Below are 20,575 nucleotides of genomic sequence, written 5' to 3' on the forward strand. Positions count from 1 at the left end.
TAAATTTTAATTGACAAAAATAATTCTTTATAGTATTATACTATATAGAAATAAAAAGTCAAAAAAATTTTGTTTAGGTTAGGAGGCTATGATGAATAAAAAAGTAAATTTGGGAATATATATAAGCAAAATTAAGCAGACGCACGATAGAATCTTAAATTATATTCTTTCAAAAAGAGAAATTACCGTTTTTAATGGTGAACGTGGGAAAATCTTGCATATACTCTGGGAGAAGGATAATGTAACGTGTAAGGAATTGTCCGAAAAAACGGGGCTTGCGATAAATACGCTTACGCCAATGCTGGATAGGATTGAAAAGGCTGGACTGATAGAAAGAGCACCACATCCTGATGATAGACGGAAAGTGCTGATAAAACTTACAGAATACGCACAAGGCTTTAAAAAAGAATATGAGGAAATTTCTGAAACTATGACAAATTATGTTTATGAGGGATTTTCTCAAGAGGAAATTGAGATGTGTGAAAGATTTTTAGAAAGGATTTCGCAAAATTTAGAGAAAGTTGAAAAGGAAAGAAGCAAGAAATAACGGGAAGGAGAGAATATGAATAAAATTATAGAATTTCAGAATGTAAATAAAGTGTATCCAAATGGAAATGAAGCTGTAAAGGATATGAATTTTTCGATAAATGAAGGAGAATTTATTGTGTTTATCGGAACTTCGGGAAGCGGAAAAACTACAGCTTTGAAAATGATAAATAGGCTGGAGGATGCGACTTCTGGAAAAATAGAAATAAAAGGGAAAAATATTTTTGAATATAATATTCATAAAATGCGTTGGAATATGGGTTATGTCTTACAGCAAGTTGCTTTGTTTCCGCATCTGACAGTAGAAGAAAATATAAGTATAGTGCCTGAACTGAAAGGATGGAAGAAAGAGGAAATAAAGGCAAGGACAGAAGAACTTCTGGAAATGATTGGACTGGAAAGTGAGAAATATTTGAAAAGAATACCGTCTGAACTGTCTGGCGGGGAAGCACAGAGAATCGGAATTGCAAGGGCATTAGCAGGGAATCCTGAAATTATACTTATGGATGAGCCTTTTAGCGCGTTAGATCCAATTACAAGGAAAAGTTTACAGAAAGACATAAAAGAATTGCAGCAGAAAATTAATAAAACAATTGTTTTTGTAACACATGATATTGAAGAAGCCTTTTATCTGGGAGACAGGATTTTTATAATTAAGGATGGGGAAATTCTTCAATCTGGGACGAAATCCGAATTAATTAATAATCCGAAAGATGAATTTGTAAGGGAATTTATCAGTTTGGAGCAAAATAAGAATATTGAAAATGAAATTGATAAAAAAATTATTGAGAAATTAAAGGAAAATGGAGAATATGAGAAACTAATTTTAGAAATAAAAGGAGAAAATAATGAATAATAACTTTTTTCAAGTATTTTATGAGCGTAAAGAGGAGTTTTTCAAGGCTATTATTGAGCATATGCAGATTTCATTTTATGCACTTGTAATTGCTTTAATTATTGCAGTTCCGCTTGGAATTTATTTGACATATAAAAAGAAAATAGCAGAAATAATTATCGGACTTACAGCAGTAATGCAAACAGTTCCATCACTTGCTTTACTTGGACTTCTTATTCCGATAATGGGAATTGGTAGAAAACCAGCAATTACAGCACTTGTAATTTATGCCTTGCTTCCAATTTTACGAAACACATATACAGGAATAAATGGGGTAGATCCAGTATATATGGTAGCTTCAAGGGCTATGGGAATGAATAAGGCACAGCAGCTTTTTAAAATTCAACTGCCACTTGCAATGCCTGTAATTATGGCAGGAATCCGTACAGCAACAGTGCTTATCATTGGAACAGCAACACTTGCTTCGTTGATTGGTGCAGGAGGGCTTGGAAAACTAATTTTGCTTGGACTTGATAGAAACAATATGAACTTAATTTTGCTTGGAGCAATTCCGTCTGCATTGTTAGCGGTTTTATTTGATTTTGTGCTTAAAAAACTGGAAAATAAAAACTGGAAAGTAATTGTAATTTCATTTATAAGTCTATTTATAATATTTTTGGCTGGAAATTTAGTTATGAATAAGCAAAGCAAAAAAGATAAAATTGTAATTTCAGGGAAATTGGGAACAGAGCCGGAAATATTGATAAATATGTATAAATTTCTGATTGAAGCGGAAATGAACGTGGATGTAGAACTAAAATCAGGATTTGGAAATACATCATTTAACTTTAATGCCTTAAAATCAGGAGATGTCGATATTTATCCTGAATTTACAGGAACTGTAGTATTTACATTCCTTAACGAAACGCCAGTAAGCAATATAAAAGACCAAGTTTATGAGCAGGCTAGAAATGGAATCTTGAAAAAATATGATATGGTACTGTTAAAGCCGATGGCATACAATAACACTTATGCAGTTGGGGTTACACAAAAATTTGCAAGTGAAAATAATCTTACAAAAATATCGGATTTGGCACGAGTGAAGGATAAGGCAAAAGTTGGATTTACACGAGAATTTGTTGAAAGGGAAGACGGATACAAAGGAATGAAGAAATTATATAACTTTGAATTTTCAAGTGTGAAGGAATTTGAGCCAAAACTACGTTATGTGGCGGTGCAAAGTGGAGATATAAATGTGATTGACGCTTATTCTACGGATAGTGAGCTGGAGCAGTATAAAATTACAGTTCTGGAAGACGATAAGAATTTATTCCCTCCATATCAGGGAGCTCCTTTAATGAAAAGAGAAACTCTGAAAAAATATCCAAAATTAGAGCAAATCTTAAATAAATTACATAATAAAGTCACAGATGATGAAATGCGTAAAATGAACTTTGAAGTAGGAGTCAATGGAAAAAAAGCTTATGATGTGGCAAAGGAATATTTGATAAAAAATGGAATGATAAAAAAATAGAGAAAAACATATATAAATAAACATAAAAATTATCAAAAAACTCTGTGATAAGTATTTAGAAATATTTATTTTTCTGTCTTTATATATTAAAATAAAATTAATTACACATTATTTTCTAAAAAAATATTGACCATTCTTTTTTGATATTCTATAATGTAATAGAACAAATTTTGAAAAGATTACAATAGTGTGAATATAATAAAACTATTTTAATTAAATATAAGAATTAAGATAATTTTTGAAATTATAGATAGTTTTATATTTAGGAGTTTAGATGTATATTAAAGTAGATTACTGTATTTTATACAATCTATCTGTAAAATAAAAAAGTTTGGACTAAATGATGTACAATAGCCAAACTTTCAATGTGAAATAATTTTTTACTAAAATAATGATCATCACTTAATCTTATAAATAAAAAAATATCACTATAAAATCATGTTTTAGTAAAATTTTATGATTAAAAACAAGAAATTTAAATAATACATTATTATTCTTTGAAAAAATATTGTTTTTACTGATAATATCTTGTAGTTTTTAGATTTTAACTACAAAAAATAAAATAGAAAGGATGATAAAAAGAATGGCAAATGATTTACAGAGTTTACGGAAAGGATTAAAAAGCTTTGCGAAAAGGTGTAAGGATTTTAAGTATACAGAATCTGCATTACTTACGTTTTTATTATGTGGGACAATAGTGTCAAATAATTTATTTTCGGCTGAAGTTAAGAAACAGACAAGTGTTGGAAGTAATACACAAGCATTGAATAATTTTGTTAAAAATGAAAAATTGAAAATAAAAACATCGAGGTCAAGACATAAAAAACTATTAAATGGATTGAATTCAGAATTAATTGAGCTTATGGAACAAGGGGAACATGTAACAAAAAGTCCATGGAGCAGCTGGCAATTTGCAATAAATGAATTTTCTAATGATTGGAATGGAACTTATAAAGGTCGTGGAGATAAAACAGGAGGATTTATTTATGCTAGAGAAGTAGGAAAAGCAAAATATACTCAAAAAACGAATAACAATCGTTATGGAACAACAAGATTAAATTTAATAGATACGGCTGAACCAAAAGTACCAATACATATGAATGCTTCGATAAATCCAAGAGTTCTAACAAAAGGACGGATAACACCACCTGATAAAACAGTGAATGTTCCGACTTTACCAGAAACTGTTGAATTTACACCAGTTAGTCCAAGTATTCCGACAATAACTCCGTCAACAATTACAATCACACCGATTACATTATCAGCAATTTGGAATAGTAGTGGATTGGATACTGTAGGATTGAATAGAGATGTAACAATTCCTGGTAGTTATGATTTACTTCCGACTACAAAAGCAAGAAATCAGACGGATCCTGGTGGGAAGAATTGGAATGGAGCAAGAATAGCAGAAACAATTATGGATATAGGAGGTACTCCAGGAAAAGGCTTTACTATTGCTGCAGGAGTAACTATAAATATACAAAGAGATGGAACAAGAGCTGCAGTTATTGATGCAGGAAATTGGGGACTAAGTACACCACAAACAACATCAGTAACTAATAATGGAAAAATTAATCTTTATAACCAAACTACTGCAGGTCTAGAGGTACAAGGTAATCCACTAGTTGGTGATTTTTCATTGATAAATAATGGAGAAATAATCGGACATGGGAGTAAGCAAGTCGCTTTAACATTGACACCAGAGCAACCAAATGCACACGGAAGTATTCAAACTTTGAAAAATAATACTAAAATTGATATGGCTGGAAGTCAGTCGGTAGGATTAAATATTGTTAATCGAAAACTTTATCAAAGTACAGAGAATGCGGCATTAAATAAAATTTATCCGGGTGGTTTTTATAATGATTTAAAAACAGTAGCAATAAATAGCAGTGGTGCTAAAATAACACTTGGTGGAACAAATAGTTATGGTATTGCTTTTGGAGCATTGGGTCATGATAGTCAATTAACTGAAGGCTCAGTATTTCAAAATTCAGGAGATATAAATGTTAATAATGATAGTTCAGGTGGAATTGCTGTAAAAGCTGCTAAATATTGGGTTGATGTTTCAGGAAAAGATAAAACATTTACGGCGACAGATACTATTTCTGCAACGCTTGAAAATACTTCTACTGGAAAAATTACTGTAAAAGGAACAAATTCATTTGGAATTTATTCTGAAGAGATAAATGGAACAAATCATGGAGCTATAAATATAGAAGGCAGTAAAGATTACTCAATAGCTCTTCGTGCGAATAAAACTGGAACTGTGATACCAACATTAACTAACAATGGTACAGTTTCTATTTCAAGTACTGGAAAGGAAAATATTGGTTTTTATACGAAGAATGCGAAAGTTGTTAATAACGCTGGAAAAACAGTCAGTATAACTGCTGGTCAAAATATTGGAATGGCGGTTTATGGGACTAGTAAGACTGATTATGGAGAAGGAACTAATGCTGGAACGATTACAGCTAATTCGGCTGGATCTATTGGAGTTATAACTTCTAATTATGGGAAAGTAACAAATACAGGAACTATAGGTGTTACTGGTGGAAATACGTCAGATAATAACAAAGGTACTGTTGCGGTAATTGTTGGGAAAAATTCAACGATTGATAGTAGTAATGGAACGATTAATGCAACTGTAACTGATAACAAATCTATTGGGGTTTATTCTGATGGAACATTAAAATTAGGTACTGGAACGATTTCGGCTGATGCAGGAGCGATTAACTATTTTGCTGATAATAATGGAGAAATTGAAGTTGTAAGTGGAAAAACATCTACAGCTACGACTGGTCAAAAATCATTGTTATTTTACAATGGTACAAATGGAACTGGGAAAGTTAAAATAAGTGGGACTTTGAATGCAACAGTTGCTGGTGGGACAGATGCAACTAATAGAGGGACTGCATTTTACTATGTACCAAGTACGACTTCAGCTACTGGAAGTGCGGTTGGATATAATAATACTGTAAATTACGGTGCTTTTGGAGCTTCTGATATTAGTGGTTATTTTGCTACTACTTTTAGTGGAACAATTGCAAATCTTAATTTAACAATGCAAAATGATTCAAGATTGTTTTTAGCTTCAAAAGTTAAGATGAATTTAAGTGATACGAATATTTCATCTGTGCCTGGTGGTCCAACTATAACAGGAAGTAACTATAAAAATTTCATGCTTTATTTAAGTGAAGTTAAAGTAGACAATGCAGTTGATCTTGATAATGCTACAGATCTGTATAATACTTTGGAAATTTCTAATTCATCAATAATTAACCAAAACAAGATAAGCGGAAATGATGACGGTCGTGTTGCAATGGCTCAAGAAAATAAAACAGTATCAAAACCAGCAGTAACTCTAATGAATGACACAGCAGGAACGATTGAACTAAATGGGAAAAATGCGCTTGCAATTTATGCGAAATACGGAAATGTAGTTAATAGAGGGCAAATTACGCTAAATGGAAAGGATTCGACAGGACTTTACGGTGTTGAAAACTCAAAAGTAATTAATGAATCAACTGGAAAAATTACATTAGACGGTGAATCTGGAGCTGCAATGTACTATACAAATACATCTGCAACTAAATTAACTTCTGAAATAATGCAAAATGATGGAACAATTGATGGAGAAAGTGATTCTTCAATCGGAATGATTTACGATGCAGGAAAATTAGATGCGTCAGTTTCAAGTGGAACAGCAACATTAGTAAAAAATACAGGAACAATCTCACTAACAGGAGATAAAAATGTAGGAATCTTTACAAAACCAGATACATTAAACAAAGGGTATGTAACTGAAAATAGTGGAAATATTATATTAACAGGAGATTCTGCAACATTAAGTAATCCAAATGTTGGAATTTATACAACTGGAAAAAACAATACAATTAAAACGAATGCAGGCTCTAAAATTGAGACAGGAGCGAAAACAGTTGGAATATTTGGATATGCAGTGGAAAACTCTGGAGATATAACAGTTGGAAGTGGTGGAGTTGCAATTTATTCACAAAATGGTGATATTGCATTAAGTGATGGAACGATAAAAACTGGAAATGATGAGGCTGTAGGACTTTATTTGGTGGGAGAAAATCAAAATGCTCATGTCAATGTCAATGCAAAATTTGATCTTGGAGATAATTCATTTGGAATTGTAAATGCCAACGCAACTGGAAATAACTATATTACGAGTAGTGCGACAAGTGTTGAATTAGGAAGTAGAGCTGTTTACGCATATTCAGCTGATAAACTTGGAGTAATTGCCAATTACACAGATATTAGTACAAAAAATGCAACAAGTAGAGAAAACTTTGGTATTTATTCATCAGGAAGAGTTGATAATCATGGAAATATTAACTTTGAGAACGGTATTGGAAATGTCGGAATTTATGTAACTGGAACAGATGGGAAAGCCTTTAACTTAAATGGTGGAACAATAACAATAAGTAAATCTGATGTTGTTGGAAACAATTATTCAATAGGAATGGCAGCTAAAAATGGTGCAGTTGCTGAAAATGAAGGAATAATCAATGTTACAGGTGACAATGGAATTGGAATGTATGCAAGTGGGCCTGGTTCTAAAGTTATAAATAAGGCAACTGGAGTAATAAACTTATCTGGAGATAGCACAATCGGAATGTATCTTGATGATTATGCAGTTGGAGAAAATTATGGAACGATCCAAACTACACCAAATTCTACTGGTGAAGGAATTATGGGAGTTTACGCGCTTAATAATGCAGTTATTAAAAACTATGGTACAATTAGAATTAATGCAGTTGATGGAGTAGGAGTTTATGTAGGAAGAAATGCAGAATTAGAAGGAAATACGTCAACAAATGATATTAGTGCTACAGGAACTGATTCAGAACATATTTATAGAACAAGCAGAACTGATACTTCAAAAGGTGTTAAAGGAATAAGATTTAGTTTGCCTCATTTAGGCTCATTAACAGCCGATGTAATTAGAAATGATGTAAATGTAACTCCAACATTAGTCGACACAGATATAGCGACACCTTCTCCAAATTATGTTCATTTAGCAGCAGGAGATATTAATTTGAATACTTTTGATCCATTGTTTACTCAAAATAACGGTGGAGGTTCAAGTATTGGAATGTATGTAGATACTTCTGGTGTAAGATACACTAATCCAATTCAAGGGTTAGAAAATCTAACAAGATTGAGAAAAATAAACTTAATTTTTGGAATAGAAGCAACGCAGTATACTGACTCTAAAGATATACAAATTGGAAATAACATTATAGCACCTTATAATGCAGCAATAATGAGTGTCAGCCATGTAAATCCAGCTGCAAAATGGGAAATTTTTTCAAGTAGTTTATTATGGATAGCAACTGCAACACAAAATCCAGATCAAACAATTGCAAATGTATATCTATCAAAAATACCATTTAATTCATTTGCAGAAGATGGAGATATAGATAACTATAATTTCCTAACAGGTTTAGAAGAAAAAGAAGCTTTAAAAGATGTTACAGAAAGAAAGATATTCAATAAATTAAATGGATTAGGAAAAGGAGAGGCCCACATCTTAGCACAAGCAGTTGACGAAATGAAAGGGCACCAATATTCAAATATTCAACAAAGAATATACGAAACTGGAAATACTTTAAGTAAAGAGTTTAAGTATTTACAAGAAGAATGGAGAAATCCTTCAAAACAAAGTAATAAAATAAAAGCCTTTGGAAATAAAGGAGAATTAAAAACTAATACAGCAGGAGTAATTGACTATACAAATAATGCTTATGGTGTAGCGTATGTTCACGAAGATGAAGCAATTAAACTTGGAAATTCAAGTGGATGGTATGCAGGAGTGGCAAACAACCAATTCAAGTTAAAAGACATAGGACATTCACGTGAAAATCAAACAATGATAAAAGCAGGAATATTTAAAACAATGGCACCAAAACAAGATCACAACGGTTCATTAACTTGGAGAATTTCCGCAGAAACATTTGCAGGACGTGGAAATATGAAGCGTAAGTACTGGGTTGTAGACGATACTTATGAAGCTAAAGGTGATTACAACATTTACGGAGTCGCATTAAAAAATGAAATTGGAAAAACGATCAGAACAACTGAAAAAACAAGTATAAGACCATATGGATTATTAAATATGGAATACGGAAAATACTCAAACATTAAAGAATCTGGTCCAATGGCACTTGAAATAAAAGGAAACGATTATTTTTCAGTAAAACCAGAAGCAGGACTTGCATTTAACTTCAAACAAACACTAGGAGCAAGAAGTAATCTAAAAATAAACGTAACAGCAGCCTATGAAAATGAATTAGGAAAATTAAACAATGTTCAAAACAAAGCTAGATTTAGAGGGACACAATCAGAATACTACAATCTTCACGGAGATAAAGAAAATCGAAAAGGAAATGGTAAATTTGATTTAAATTTAGGATGGGATAACACATTGTTTGGAATTACAGTTAATGCTGGATATGATACGACTGGGAAGAATTTTAGAAGTGGAATAGGATTTAGAGCAATTTATTAATCTAAGTAATTTAAGTAGTTTAGTTGATTTTAAAATAATTTAATTGATAATGAAAAAACAGTGGAATTTTTAGGTTTCACTGTTTTTTTAGAGTTTTAGAGTTTTAAGGATGGCTCTATTATTATTTTTTATTATAATTTTAATTAATATTTTAAAAATTGAAAAATACTCAATCTTACTAGTTTAGTAATGTATAATAATAAGATATAAAGTTTATTCAGTTAGTATTATTATTAATATGATTTTTATTAACCAAATTAATTTGAAGGAATATCGTTAGGTTTAGGTCCTTTAGGTTTGTGATTTAACATTTCTATTAGTTTGTTTGCCTCGTCTTTTGAGACTTTTCCGCTATTTAAAGATTTTGTAAGAGACTGAATTTCTGTGTCAGTTAATCTTTTTGGTGCGTCTTTTGGCTTGCATTTATCATTTGGTTTAGCGTGCGGACCTTTTTTTTCCAGCATTTTTGCAATTTCTTCCCCTTCATCTTTTGTAATTTTCCCATTATTTAATTTGGTTCTCAATTCTTCGATTCTAGCTGGATCAGGTTTTTTTATAGTATTTCCATTTTCATCCACAAGATTTCCATTACTGTCTTTTTGCAGTCTGTGTGGTGGTTTGCATTCATCATTGGCCATGTTATTGGCAGTAGTAGTTCTGCTAGAATTATTTGTCGCAACAGTTGTTCCTGCGAATACTGATAATGAAGTTAATAAAGCGATTCCTAAAATTTTTTTCTTACCTATTTTTTTCATAGTAGTTCCTCCGTTTATTTATTTTATATTTTTTGCATCGTTCCTTATCGACAAGGATATAATATCAATAAATTTTGACAAAATTATGTAAAATTTGTGTCTTTTTTGTGAAGTTTTAAAATTTTTTTGAAAAAATATTCTACTTTGGTAATTTTAAGTTAATATAATTGAATTAAAAAGATTTTTTTAGTATAATTAAGAAGATTAAGTTTATGAAAGAGGAAAATTATGTTAAAAAGAGCAAAAAAATTGTATGAAAAATATAAAAAGACAAAAGTTACAGTGGAAGATTTGAAAAAGGCTGGAAAATTGAAAAATCATCTAGGGGCAGTTGCTACAAAATTTGGACTTCTTGTTAGAATACTGCAGGCGGATAGAAGAGAGGAATTTAAGATTCCAGCAATGGATAAGGTAAAAATCATTGGAGCGATTGTTTATGTGATTTCAACAATTGATGCAGTACCTGATATTTTACCTATTATTGGATTTGGCGATGATATTGGGATTGTAGCTTATGTTATTTCAAAATTAGGGAATCTAATTTCTGAATATGAAAAATTTGAGATTCAGAAGAAAAGAGAAGACAAAGATAGGAATGTAGATTGGGATAATCTAAGAGTTGTAAATGAAGATTAGAAATGGAGAAATATGAAAAAAGAAAATTTTTTGAGGCAGTTTCCGAAAGAAATGGAATATTTGGCGAGTAAATTATATAATTCATATGAAATTGCACGAAACTATGAAATTATAAGTTTTACAGAAGAATTTTATACACCAAATTTTTGGAAGAAGCTTGGAAAAAAGATGGGCGGAGTGAATATTGCCTGTGATGGTGTTTTTACTGATAGTGATAGACGGCAAATTGCATTTGTACCTGATATTTTTATAAATGGAAATGATAATTTTGAAAATTTTTATAATGATTCTGATAAAAATAGTAAAAATTTCGATATTGATGATGAAAAAATAAAAAGTTATGAAGAACTTGAAGAAAATTTTAACAAAAATAGTTTTGAATTTCCGAATAAATTGTTAAAAATATCGATAGATTCAAGATTTCGTGAATATCTTCATAAGGATTTTTTAGGAAGTCTTATGGGACTTAATATAAAAAGAGAACTTATGGGGGATTTAATTATTGAAAATGAAAATAGACAGGTTTTGGGATACATTCCAGTTTCTGAAAAGATTGCAGATTATATTATTTCAGAATTAAAACAAATTGGAAAAGCGCCTTGTGAAATTGAAATTATTGAAACCAAAAATAAAAACAGCCTTCCAAAATACAAGTATGATGATAAGTTAGTAACTGTTCCGTCAAAACGTCTAGACAGTATAGTTTCAACAATTACCAATTTATCCCGTACAAAAGTAATTGATCCAATTGAAAAAGGAAAAGTGCTGGTAGATTATGTGGAAGAAAAGGACAAGTCAAAAATGCTTGAGATTGGTAGTTTAATTACAGTAAGAGGATTTGGAAAGTATAAGTTGTTTTTGGATAAAGGAGAAACAAAAAAGGGAAAAGAGAGAATTCTTGTGAAAAAATATATTTAGAATTAAAAAAATATATATTTATCGATTTTAATTTAAATATTTTAAATTAAAGAAAGAAGGTAGAAAAATGAAAGATGTTACACCAAAAAGTAATTTTGAAATACTTATAAGATGTCTAGTAATAGCGGTTGGAATAGTGGCAGTAATTGCTTTTCTGAAATTGGCATTTTCGGTATTTTTATCAGTTGCAGGTTGGATAATTCCGATTGCATTAATATTATTTTTATATGAAAAATTTAAGGGAAAATAGTTTTTTTAAAATTTTGATTAAATAGATAATTAAATAATTTTAGGGATTGAGAAAATATGTAATTTTTGAATTTAGATTTGAAAAAGTATTATTATAAAAAATAGAAAAGGAATGAAAAGATGGAAAGAAGTGAAATAAAACAGGAATATAAATGGAATTTATCAGATATTTATGAAAATTATTCGGCTTGGGAAAAGGATTTTGAGAAAGTTAGTGAGCTGAAAAAAGAATTGGCTGGATTTAAAGGGCAATTTGGGAATGAAGGGAAGTTATTGGAGTTTTTTCAGAAGCAGGAGGAAATGGATAAGATTTCTTATAAATTGTATCGGTATCCTCAGCTTGCGAGGGATTTGAACTCATCGGATAAGGAGGCTGTGGAGCATTTGCAGAAGGTGCAGTTTTTGTTTGCAGAGATTTCTACTGAATTGTCCTGGGTAAATTCGGAACTGGTTGATAATCGTGAGAATATTGAAAAATGGATTGAAAAAAAAGAATTTGATGATTATAGATTTGGACTGAAAAATTTATTTAGACTGCAAAAGCATATTCTGGAAGAAAAGGAAAGCAAACTGCTGTCGTATTACAGCTCATTCTTTTCAGCGCCGAGAAGTATTTATTCGGAAGTTACGGTTACGGATGTGGAGTGGCCTCAAGTTACGCTTAGTTCTGGAGAAAAAGTGGATGTAACGCCTGCCAATTATTCTAAAATTTTGTCTACAAATAGAAATCAGGAAGACAGAAAACTGATGTTTCAGACGTTTTATACAATTTATGAAAAGAAAAAAAATACGATTGCAGCGATTTATAACTCAATTTTACAAAAAGGAATTGCTTCAAAGAAAGCCTACAATTACGATTCATTTTTGTTGAGCCATCTGGAAAGTGACAATATTCCAGAAGAAATTTACTTAAATCTTGTCAATACAGCGAAAAATAATACAAAACCATTGCAAAGATATTTAAAATTGAGAAAGAAAATTTTAGGACTTGAAAAATACTATAATTTTGACGGCTCAATTAACCTAATAGAATTTAACAAAGAATATGAGTATGATGAAGCGAAGGAAATAGTGTTAAATTCAGTTGCTCCACTTGGGAAAGATTATGTAGAAAAAATGAAAAAAGCGATTTCAGAAGGCTGGCTGGATGTATTTGAGGCAAAAGGTAAAAGAACGGGAGCGTATTCTGCTGGGGTTTACGGAGTTCATCCATATATGCTTCTAAATTACAACAAGACTTTAGACAGTGTATTCACATTGGCACACGAACTGGGACATACTTTGCACACTCTTTATTCAGACGAAAATCAGCCTTTCTCAATGGCAGACTACACGATTTTCGTAGCAGAAGTGGCTTCCACATTTAATGAAAGATTACTGCTTGACTATATGCTAGAAAATACCAATGATCCAAAAGAAAGAATCGCACTATTGGAGCAGGAAATTGGAAATATTGTTGGAACATTCTATTTTCAGGCATTGCTAGCAGATTATGAATATCAGGCACACAAGCTGGCAGAAGCTGGAGAGCCAATCACAGCGGAAGTTTTGAGCAAAATTATGGAAGACTTGTTTGACAAATATTACGGCGATATAATCGAAAAAGATGATTTAATCTATATTTTCTGGGCAAGAGTTCCACACTTTTTCAACTCACCATTTTACGTGTATCAATACGCCACTTGCTTTGCCTCATCAGCGATTTTATATGAAAAAATGATAAATTCAAGTGATGAAAACGAGAAAAAACAAACACTAGACAAATACATTCAATTATTAAGCTCAGGAGGAAATGACTTCCCAATGGAACAATTGAAAAAAGCAGGAGTTGATTTATCGAAAATTGAAACAATTGAGGCTGTAGCAAAACAGTTTGACTTGCTGTTAGATAAATTGGAAGTGGAAATTGGGAAGTTGTAGAAAAATATTAAAATATAAAATAACTTGCACCCAATCTCAAAATATTGTATAATAAAAATATAAAAAACACATAAATAGTTAATACATGAAATGGAATGATAATTTGATATAGAAAAGAACAATATAAAAGGAGATGGTGTATCTATGAAAAAAATTATTATGTTGGTTATACTTGCTATGACTACGTTCAGTTGTAGTTTATTTGACGTAGATGAATGGAATGAAGCACGTGAAAGAAGAGCTGAAAGAGGAGTGAAATGTTATGAGCAGTATGGAAATGTATACTGTAGGGATAGAGAGGGAAATAGGACATATTAATAAATGATAAACTTATATAGGAAGGGCAGAGGATTCTCGTTTGGGGAGGATGTATCTTGCTCTTTTTCTTTTAGTTAAATAATTAATGTTTTAAAGCAAGGGAAATCATTCGCCATTTCCCTTCATTTCGCAATAATAGTTATTCTAACATATTTAAATAATAGCACATTAAAGAGAATGGCGAAAGTGCTACGCACTAACCCTAGCTCGTCTAAGCATTTTTTTGAAATATTCCCAAATTTTATTTGGGAAAGTAGTCAAAACATTTATTATTTGGATAAACCTGAATTACTACGAAAACGAAACTCGCTGACGCTCAGACAGTCGTTTTTATTCCAAAAAAATCACTACATTTTACATTAAATTATAAAGATTATATATTTAAGTTCTTAAATTTGAAAAACCTCAAATAAGAAAGTTTTGCGTAAAGTGGGGTAGTTCGTAGAACGTTTTGCCAGTATCTCTAAGTAGCAGTCAGTTAAAGATGTTAAAATAACTGTTATTGCAAAAGAGGGCATGGCGTTTGATGCCCTTACGTTAAAAAACATTGGTTTATCGTATTGACAATGTAATTAAAAATTGATACAATGAAGAAAAAAAGGAGGTATTTGTTATGGCAAATGCAAATTTAAGTATTAGAGTTGATAAAGAAACAAAAGAAAAAGCGAATGAATTATTTAACAAATTTGGCTTGACAATGACAACAGCAGTAAATATGTTCTTAAAAACTGCAATTAGGGAAAATAGAATCCCTTTTGAATTAAAATTGGAAGAAGAGCCAAATGAAGTGACTTTAGAAGCAATGAGAGAAGCTGATAGAATTGCAAGAGATGATAATGTAAAGGGATATGACAGCATAGAGGAGTTGAGAGAGGCACTTGGTGTATAAAAAATTAGGTTTATACTCAGAACTGTTTTAGTATGGTTCTGAGTTTTTGATATTATGAAGGAGTGGATTTTTTTTGAAAAAAATAATTTTACTTTTCACAATAATTTTAGAATTTAATTTATTTTCAAATACACAGTATGACGAGTTTTTTCAAAAAGTAGAGAAATTAAGAAAATATATGTTAATGAATTGTTTAATCAGTTAAAAGAAGAGTAATGTTAAACTTCATTTAAATAATAAATTTAAATTTCTGTTTTTATACAGAGTCTAGTATAAATAATCCGTCGGAGCATTTTTCTGAACTGGCAAAACTGTTCGAGTGTAGCGAGTTTTTTGTCAGTTCAGAAAAATGTCGTAGACTAGCCATAGGTTGTAGGATTTGCGGCAATGAGCAATCCTACGAAAATAAAAATGAAAAAATATTTATTAATCAAAATATCTAAAAAATAGTAAAAACTAGGCTACTCTAATTTTTTTTGTTAATTTTATATTTTAATTCTTTAAGTGATATTGGGTTTACTTTCAGTAAATCTTTATAAACATTATTTAGGTGCTTAATTGCAGTTTTGTCGGTTGTTTTTATGCAAGTTTCGTGATTTAGCATAAATCCTGTGTCGGTAAAGTTTAAGGAACCTAAAAATGCAATTTTATTATCAATTATGTAGATTTTGCTGTGAAGATTGTAGTTCTTGCTTAAAATATGAATATTAAAATTATCACGCAACGAATAGTAAAATTCGTTGTTTTTTATTGCTGTTCTTAGAAAAAATGTAAAAATTCCTAGAAAAATTGTTAAAACTAAAAGATTGTTTTTTGTAATTGGAAATACAGACTTTGTAAAGGAAATATCAAAGAGAAATAGTGTAAAAATTTCTAGTGCTGCAATTGACAAAATTAAATAGAGTATTGTTAGTATAATTTTTCCCAAGAGAAGAATAAACTTTCCAAAACCTAGTATTGAATGATATTTAAATAAGTTTTTTCGTAAAAAAGGATAAATTTTTTCATTATCTTTTGAAACAATATTTACCTGCACGTCTTTATTTAATGAACTAAAAATATCTTCAGTTATCATATCCCCACTTAAAAAGGGAGAGATTACTGTGATTGATTTCTTGGCTTTTTGGATTGCATTTCGTACACTAATTCCAGCCTTTTTTCCAACATAGATATCACAGGAAATCCCTTCTAGGAAAGGTTGCTCAGCTTTTGGAATATTTCTTGTTCTTGTAGTTTTTTTCGTTGTGTAGTTAGTTCGTTTTGTTGTCTTTTTTTTTATCATTTTCTTTTATATCAGGACTTTTTAAAAAGTCAGAAATCTCCTTCATTGTTCGGTTATCTTTCAAAATACTCGTGTGAGTAGTATTATTAATAATTTTAAAATTATCAGATTCCATTTTTGCAGTTTCCAAAGGTACCATTCCATCGTCCTTGCCACGAATTATCATTGAATACAGCGGATTATTTGTCTTGTTTCCAATCAGAATCATATAATCGTAATTAGGCTCGCCAAGCTGATTTACAAAACTATCCTTTTTTGTGCTAAATTGTGGAACGACTTTTCCAAGCATAACTGGGAGTTTGTCTACAAATGGAACATCTGCTAGATGGCTTCCGTGGGATGGTGGTGAAATAAATACAACTTTTCCTAAATTTTCAAGAGGATTTTCCTTTAAATAATATCGCAAAATCCCAGTTCCCATCGAGTGTGCTACAAAATTAATCTTTATATTTTTTTGTGTATTTTCATCATTTTTTTTATCTTTTCGTTTACCATTTTCATCAATTTCATAATACTGATTTTCTATTTTTCTATGCAGATTGTCTGCATAAATCTGCCCGTTAATATCTTCAATATTTGGCTTTATATAACGTTCAACAATCTCTTCAGCAGTGTCCTTGGTAGTAGGATACTGAATATTGATAATTCTGTAATCATTCTTAAATTTTTGTGCGATACTTTCCATATCCGAACTTTTCCCGTAAATACCGTGAAGAAGTACCGTAAAATCCTGATTTTTTCGAGATTTATCATCTTTTTCATAATACGTCTTGATTTTATACTTATGGTAAAGAAGTCCAGCGACAATATTCTGAGTTGCAACTGCTCCACCTATTGTAATTATTGATCCAATTAATATATTGTTTGCTATTTTATTCATATTATTTCCTTATATTTATTTTTATTGAAGTTGTAAAATTCAAAAATTCCCATTTCTCCAAGTTTTGCTACATATTCATCAATTTCTTCGATATATTCTGAAATTTTTTGTCCCTGTCCTCCAGTTGCGATAACGTAAGCGTTTGGAAAGGAATTTTTGTATTGTAAAATCAATTCTTTTATTGCACCAACATTTCCGTAAAAGATACCGGCATTTATTTGTGAAATTGTATTTATTCCCAAAACTGTTTCAGGCTCGGTAAATTCGATTTTTGGCAAGGCAGCGGTATTGCTAAACAAGGCATTTATTGAAAGTGTGATTCCAGGAAGAATGCAGCCACCCATATAAGTGGAATCTTTTATCATGTCAAAAGTTGTGGCTGTACCAAAATCAATTATTAAAAGTTCCTTTTCTGGATACAGTTTTTTTGCGGCCAAAATGTCTACAATCCTGTCTGCACCAAGACCACGTTCCATATTTGGCAAAATTTTTATTTCATTTTCTACCTTGTCAAGTGTTACAAACATTGGATTGATGTTAAAATATTTTTTTCCAAGTCTTGTAAAATTTTCGTTAATATTTGGAACAACTGATGAAATAACAATATTTTTAATATCTGAGATTTCTAAATTGCTGTTTTTTGCAAATTCCTTTAACATTACAAAAAGAGTATCTTCGGTAAATTCCAGATGTGTCGGTATTCTGAAAGTTGCTAGAATATCGCCATTTTCATTATAAAAAATTGGTATAATATGTGTATTTCCAATATCAAATCCTAAAATCATTATTTTTCCTTTCTGTTAGTGATACTAATCCCCTTTTAAATAGCGGATTTATTATAAACTTATCTAATAAATGATATAAACCCAATATTTTCAAATAATTTAAGATGTAATTTTTATTTTTTAAACAGGATTTAGTATAAATTAATCCGTCGGAGCATTTTTCTGTGCTGACAAAACTGTTTGAGCATAGCGAGTTTTTTGTCAGTGCAGGAAAATGTCGTAGACTAGCCATAGGTTATTGCGTAGCAATCTTGCCATAATTTTAATTATTAGGATAAACCTTTATTGCAAGGTAAGGTTTTGCGGCAATGAGCAATCCTACGAAAATAAAATAGAAAAAAATTGAATGATTATGAATGAACTATTAAAAAATCCTATTATAAAAATTTATTCTCATTTTTAAACGGAGTTTAGTATGAGTTTATTAAAAGATTAAACTCAAAATCTTGTCTAACTTTAAATATATAAAGATATTTTTTTATTTTACAAACAGCTTAATATAAGCAACAATTGATAAAATAACGCCTATAATCGCTTCTCCGCTCATTAATCCATTAGAAATTAAAAGCAGGTTTGAGTGAGATTTTTGTGAAATTCTGTTTCCAAAAAAACTTGCAAGTCCGCCTAAAAATACAGTTGAAGTTAAATAAAACGGTACATAGATTCCAATTCCAAAAGTTAAAACTGGTAAATTTAACAGGCTTAAAAGCAGTCCCGCTATAAGTCCAATAAAGAAAATATTCAAAAACGGAATTCCGTTTATTACTGTTGCAACAATGGAGGCTTGTAATGCTATCAAATCGGTATTTTCTACTGGACCGATAGTTTTATAGACTCTGAAAAATACAAAAAATAAGAATGTTATTACAAAAGAACTTGCAATTGAGCCGATTAATTCACCAAAAAGCTGTTCTGATGGATTTACTTTCGTTTTGTAGCCTGATTTAAAGTCATTTAGAATATCGCCAGAAAGTCCACATGCGACGGCTATAATGCAAGCCAGTAAAAATAGTGTCAGAGTGTTTAAGTTTGTAGAAAATTTTATTCCGCCAATGTTTAATCCGTTTAACATTTTATTTAAAAATGAAATTACCAGAATTGTGATTATAGCGTAAATTTCCATTGGATTAACTCCAGTCTTTCCAGTCGAATAACCTGCGATTATCGTGCATAAAATCGAGATTAGTACTAAAACTAATGCAAGAAATATAGGAAGTTTATAAATAAAAATTATTATAGTTATTGAAACGGCTGATAAAATAAATAATTTTGTAACAATACTTCTATTTTCTGAATTATTCTTTGATTTATTTGAAAAAATAATTTTTAAAATTACAGCAATTCCAATTCCAATCATAAATCCCATTCCAAAACTATTTTTCATAATAGGAAAATCAGCAATTTTAAACATTTTTGCAAGCGGTTCCCCAACAAAAATTACAGCAGCGCCACCTAAAAACCAGACAAATGTATTTAAAAATCCAAGCACATACCCGATTCCGACTAAAAGAGGCGACACATAAAAGCTGAAAGGCAGATTTTTTAGTGAGACTAATGCTGGAATAATAGGAGCTTTTCCTTTTGAAAAATTAAAATCACGCAAGAGAGCGACAATGGAGCTAAATAATGTTCCAAAACCGACATAACGAATATTTCCCGTATTTTTTCCAGAATTTACAAGGTTATATGCTGCTTCTCCAATCGGAAATTCTAATTTTTCCTCTTCAATCAGCTTTGTACGAAAAATATATGATAAAAATGCTCCAGCAATACTTCCAATCAAAATAGTCAAAAATAACAGCTGCTGATTAATATCCGTAAGCTTTCCGCCTAAAATAAGATAGGCAGGCATTGTGAAAGCAACTCCGCCAGCCACCATTGATCCAGCGCTCATAATTGTATGCGTAATTGTAATCTCTTTATTATTAGCCTTTTTAAAGAAGTTTAGAGTCATCATAGATAAAAGTGTGACCATTATCGTAGGCCATGGTAATGCTCCAAATTTCAGGACGATGTAAAAGGAACTGGCGGATACTAGGATTGCTCCGATAATTCCTGTAAAAATTGCTGAAAATGTTATATTTATTTCATTATTTTTAGTTCTAGTTCTTGTTTTCTTTGTTTTTGTCATTAAGTTTCCTCCTTTAGTATTTGTTAAAATTTTACTTCATTTTTAGGTTGTTTGTCAATTAAATTTTATAAAGTTAGAGCAGTGATATTTTAGTGGTGTACTTCCGTATCAAAAAATTCTTATAAATTTTTCTTGCAAAATAAAATAAAATATGATAAACTGTTTTAGTAATTAAATTAGAAGTAGAAACATTGTTTCTCACCTTTCCATCAATATATTTAGATTTTGGATTGATTTTTTAAATAGAAATAGAATAATGAGTTCTATTTTCAGGATGAGTTGGGTATTAGTTATTTGATATTTTATAATAAAACAAGTATTTTTATTATACTAATTTTGTTGTAGAATTTGTTTATATG

15 protein-coding genes are annotated in these 20,575 nt (G+C 30.6%); 10 read left to right on the forward strand and 5 right to left on the reverse strand.

What is annotated here, in order from left to right:
- Positions 1–88: 88 nt before the first annotated feature.
- The 4 genes from AB8B23_RS05580 to AB8B23_RS05595 all read left to right on the forward strand — a co-directional run bounded on the left by AB8B23_RS05580 (position 89) and on the right by AB8B23_RS05595 (position 9,453).
- A complete protein-coding gene (locus tag AB8B23_RS05580; protein WP_369713805.1) occupies positions 89–547 on the forward strand; it encodes a MarR family winged helix-turn-helix transcriptional regulator in 459 nt (152 codons plus the stop codon).
- A 15-nt stretch (positions 548–562) separates the two neighbouring features.
- Complete coding sequence (locus tag AB8B23_RS05585) at positions 563–1,402, forward strand: ABC transporter ATP-binding protein (RefSeq protein WP_369713806.1); 840 nt, start codon at positions 563–565, stop codon at positions 1,400–1,402.
- Positions 1,395–2,915 (forward strand): ABC transporter permease/substrate-binding protein, encoded by a 1,521-nt coding sequence (locus AB8B23_RS05590; protein ID WP_369713807.1) that lies wholly within the window; start codon positions 1,395–1,397, stop codon positions 2,913–2,915. Before AB8B23_RS05585 ends, AB8B23_RS05590 begins: the two co-directional genes overlap by 8 nt.
- A 583-nt stretch (positions 2,916–3,498) precedes the next feature.
- Positions 3,499–9,453 (forward strand): autotransporter-associated N-terminal domain-containing protein, encoded by a 5,955-nt coding sequence (locus AB8B23_RS05595; protein WP_369713808.1) that lies wholly within the window; start codon positions 3,499–3,501, stop codon positions 9,451–9,453.
- A gap of 257 nt (positions 9,454–9,710) precedes the next feature.
- Here AB8B23_RS05595 and AB8B23_RS05600 read toward each other — a convergent pair whose 3' ends face one another.
- The gene (locus AB8B23_RS05600) at positions 9,711–10,208 is read right to left on the reverse strand and encodes a hypothetical protein (RefSeq protein WP_369713809.1); all 498 of its coding nucleotides are present in this window, start codon (positions 10,206–10,208) and stop codon (positions 9,711–9,713) included.
- Positions 10,209–10,436: 228 nt separating this feature from the next.
- Here AB8B23_RS05600 and AB8B23_RS05605 point away from each other — a divergent pair, with 228 nt between their 5' ends.
- From AB8B23_RS05605 to AB8B23_RS05630, 6 genes are all read left to right on the forward strand, one after another.
- Positions 10,437–10,844: a YkvA family protein gene (locus AB8B23_RS05605; protein ID WP_369713810.1), complete on the forward strand. Its 408-nt coding sequence runs from the start codon at positions 10,437–10,439 to the stop codon at positions 10,842–10,844.
- Positions 10,845–10,856: 12 nt separating this feature from the next.
- Positions 10,857–11,762 carry an RNA-binding protein gene (locus AB8B23_RS05610; protein ID WP_369713811.1) on the forward strand — a complete coding sequence of 302 codons (906 nt, stop codon included), beginning with the start codon at positions 10,857–10,859 and terminating at the stop codon, positions 11,760–11,762.
- Positions 11,763–11,829: 67 nt separating this feature from the next.
- Positions 11,830–12,012: a hypothetical protein gene (locus tag AB8B23_RS05615; RefSeq protein ID WP_021744554.1), complete on the forward strand. Its 183-nt coding sequence runs from the start codon at positions 11,830–11,832 to the stop codon at positions 12,010–12,012.
- A gap of 119 nt (positions 12,013–12,131) precedes the next feature.
- Entirely contained in the window at positions 12,132–13,931 is a 1,800-nt protein-coding gene (pepF, locus tag AB8B23_RS05620; protein ID WP_369713812.1) for an oligoendopeptidase F, read from the forward strand.
- Between the two features lie 159 nt (positions 13,932–14,090).
- Positions 14,091–14,249, forward strand: a complete 159-nt coding sequence (locus AB8B23_RS05625; protein WP_369713813.1) for a hypothetical protein — start codon at positions 14,091–14,093, stop codon at positions 14,247–14,249.
- Positions 14,250–14,862: 613 nt separating this feature from the next.
- Complete coding sequence (locus AB8B23_RS05630; RefSeq protein WP_018499574.1) at positions 14,863–15,138, forward strand: type II toxin-antitoxin system RelB/DinJ family antitoxin; 276 nt, start codon at positions 14,863–14,865, stop codon at positions 15,136–15,138.
- A 466-nt stretch (positions 15,139–15,604) separates the two neighbouring features.
- On the opposite strand, the gene AB8B23_RS05635 is transcribed toward AB8B23_RS05630, so the two are convergent.
- The 4 genes from AB8B23_RS05635 to AB8B23_RS05650 all read right to left on the reverse strand — a co-directional run bounded on the left by AB8B23_RS05635 (position 15,605) and on the right by AB8B23_RS05650 (position 20,216).
- Positions 15,605–16,420: a phospholipase D-like domain-containing protein gene (locus AB8B23_RS05635; protein ID WP_369713814.1), complete on the reverse strand. Its 816-nt coding sequence runs from the start codon at positions 16,418–16,420 to the stop codon at positions 15,605–15,607.
- A complete protein-coding gene (locus AB8B23_RS05640; RefSeq protein ID WP_369713815.1) occupies positions 16,389–17,300 on the reverse strand; it encodes an esterase/lipase family protein in 912 nt (303 codons plus the stop codon). Before AB8B23_RS05640 ends, AB8B23_RS05635 begins: the two co-directional genes overlap by 32 nt.
- On the reverse strand, positions 17,297–18,085 hold the full coding sequence (locus AB8B23_RS05645; RefSeq protein WP_369713816.1) for a type III pantothenate kinase: 789 nt from the start codon (positions 18,083–18,085) through the stop codon (positions 17,297–17,299). The genes AB8B23_RS05640 and AB8B23_RS05645 overlap by 4 nt, the downstream gene beginning before the upstream one ends.
- A gap of 478 nt (positions 18,086–18,563) precedes the next feature.
- On the reverse strand, positions 18,564–20,216 hold the full coding sequence (locus AB8B23_RS05650; protein WP_369713817.1) for an OPT/YSL family transporter: 1,653 nt from the start codon (positions 20,214–20,216) through the stop codon (positions 18,564–18,566).
- Positions 20,217–20,575 lie beyond the last annotated feature (359 nt).

It is taken from the genome of Leptotrichia sp. HSP-342, from assembly GCF_041199995.1.
GTDB classification, from domain to species: domain Bacteria; phylum Fusobacteriota; class Fusobacteriia; order Fusobacteriales; family Leptotrichiaceae; genus Leptotrichia; species Leptotrichia mesophila.

Bases quoted from the DNA above. Each gene is read 5' to 3' on its own strand.
- AB8B23_RS05640 (WP_369713815.1), bottom strand. From the start codon at position 17,300: ATGAATAAAATAGCAAACAATATATTAATTGGATCAATAATTACAATA.
- AB8B23_RS05610 (WP_369713811.1), top strand. From the start codon at position 10,857: ATGAAAAAAGAAAATTTTTTGAGGCAGTTTCCGAAAGAAATGGAATAT.
- AB8B23_RS05645 (WP_369713816.1), bottom strand. From the start codon at position 18,085: ATGATTTTAGGATTTGATATTGGAAATACACATATTATACCAATTTTT.
- AB8B23_RS05580 (WP_369713805.1), top strand. From the start codon at position 89: ATGATGAATAAAAAAGTAAATTTGGGAATATATATAAGCAAAATTAAG.
- AB8B23_RS05590 (WP_369713807.1), top strand. From the start codon at position 1,395: ATGAATAATAACTTTTTTCAAGTATTTTATGAGCGTAAAGAGGAGTTT.
- AB8B23_RS05600 (WP_369713809.1), bottom strand. From the start codon at position 10,208: ATGAAAAAAATAGGTAAGAAAAAAATTTTAGGAATCGCTTTATTAACT.
- AB8B23_RS05605 (WP_369713810.1), top strand. From the start codon at position 10,437: ATGTTAAAAAGAGCAAAAAAATTGTATGAAAAATATAAAAAGACAAAA.
- AB8B23_RS05625 (WP_369713813.1), top strand. From the start codon at position 14,091: ATGTTGGTTATACTTGCTATGACTACGTTCAGTTGTAGTTTATTTGAC.
- AB8B23_RS05585 (WP_369713806.1), top strand. From the start codon at position 563: ATGAATAAAATTATAGAATTTCAGAATGTAAATAAAGTGTATCCAAAT.
- AB8B23_RS05615 (WP_021744554.1), top strand. From the start codon at position 11,830: ATGAAAGATGTTACACCAAAAAGTAATTTTGAAATACTTATAAGATGT.
- AB8B23_RS05630 (WP_018499574.1), top strand. From the start codon at position 14,863: ATGGCAAATGCAAATTTAAGTATTAGAGTTGATAAAGAAACAAAAGAA.
- AB8B23_RS05635 (WP_369713814.1), bottom strand. From the start codon at position 16,420: ATGATAAAAAAAAAGACAACAAAACGAACTAACTACACAACGAAAAAA.
- pepF (WP_369713812.1), top strand. From the start codon at position 12,132: ATGGAAAGAAGTGAAATAAAACAGGAATATAAATGGAATTTATCAGAT.
- AB8B23_RS05650 (WP_369713817.1), bottom strand. From the start codon at position 20,216: ATGACAAAAACAAAGAAAACAAGAACTAGAACTAAAAATAATGAAATA.
- AB8B23_RS05595 (WP_369713808.1), top strand. From the start codon at position 3,499: ATGGCAAATGATTTACAGAGTTTACGGAAAGGATTAAAAAGCTTTGCG.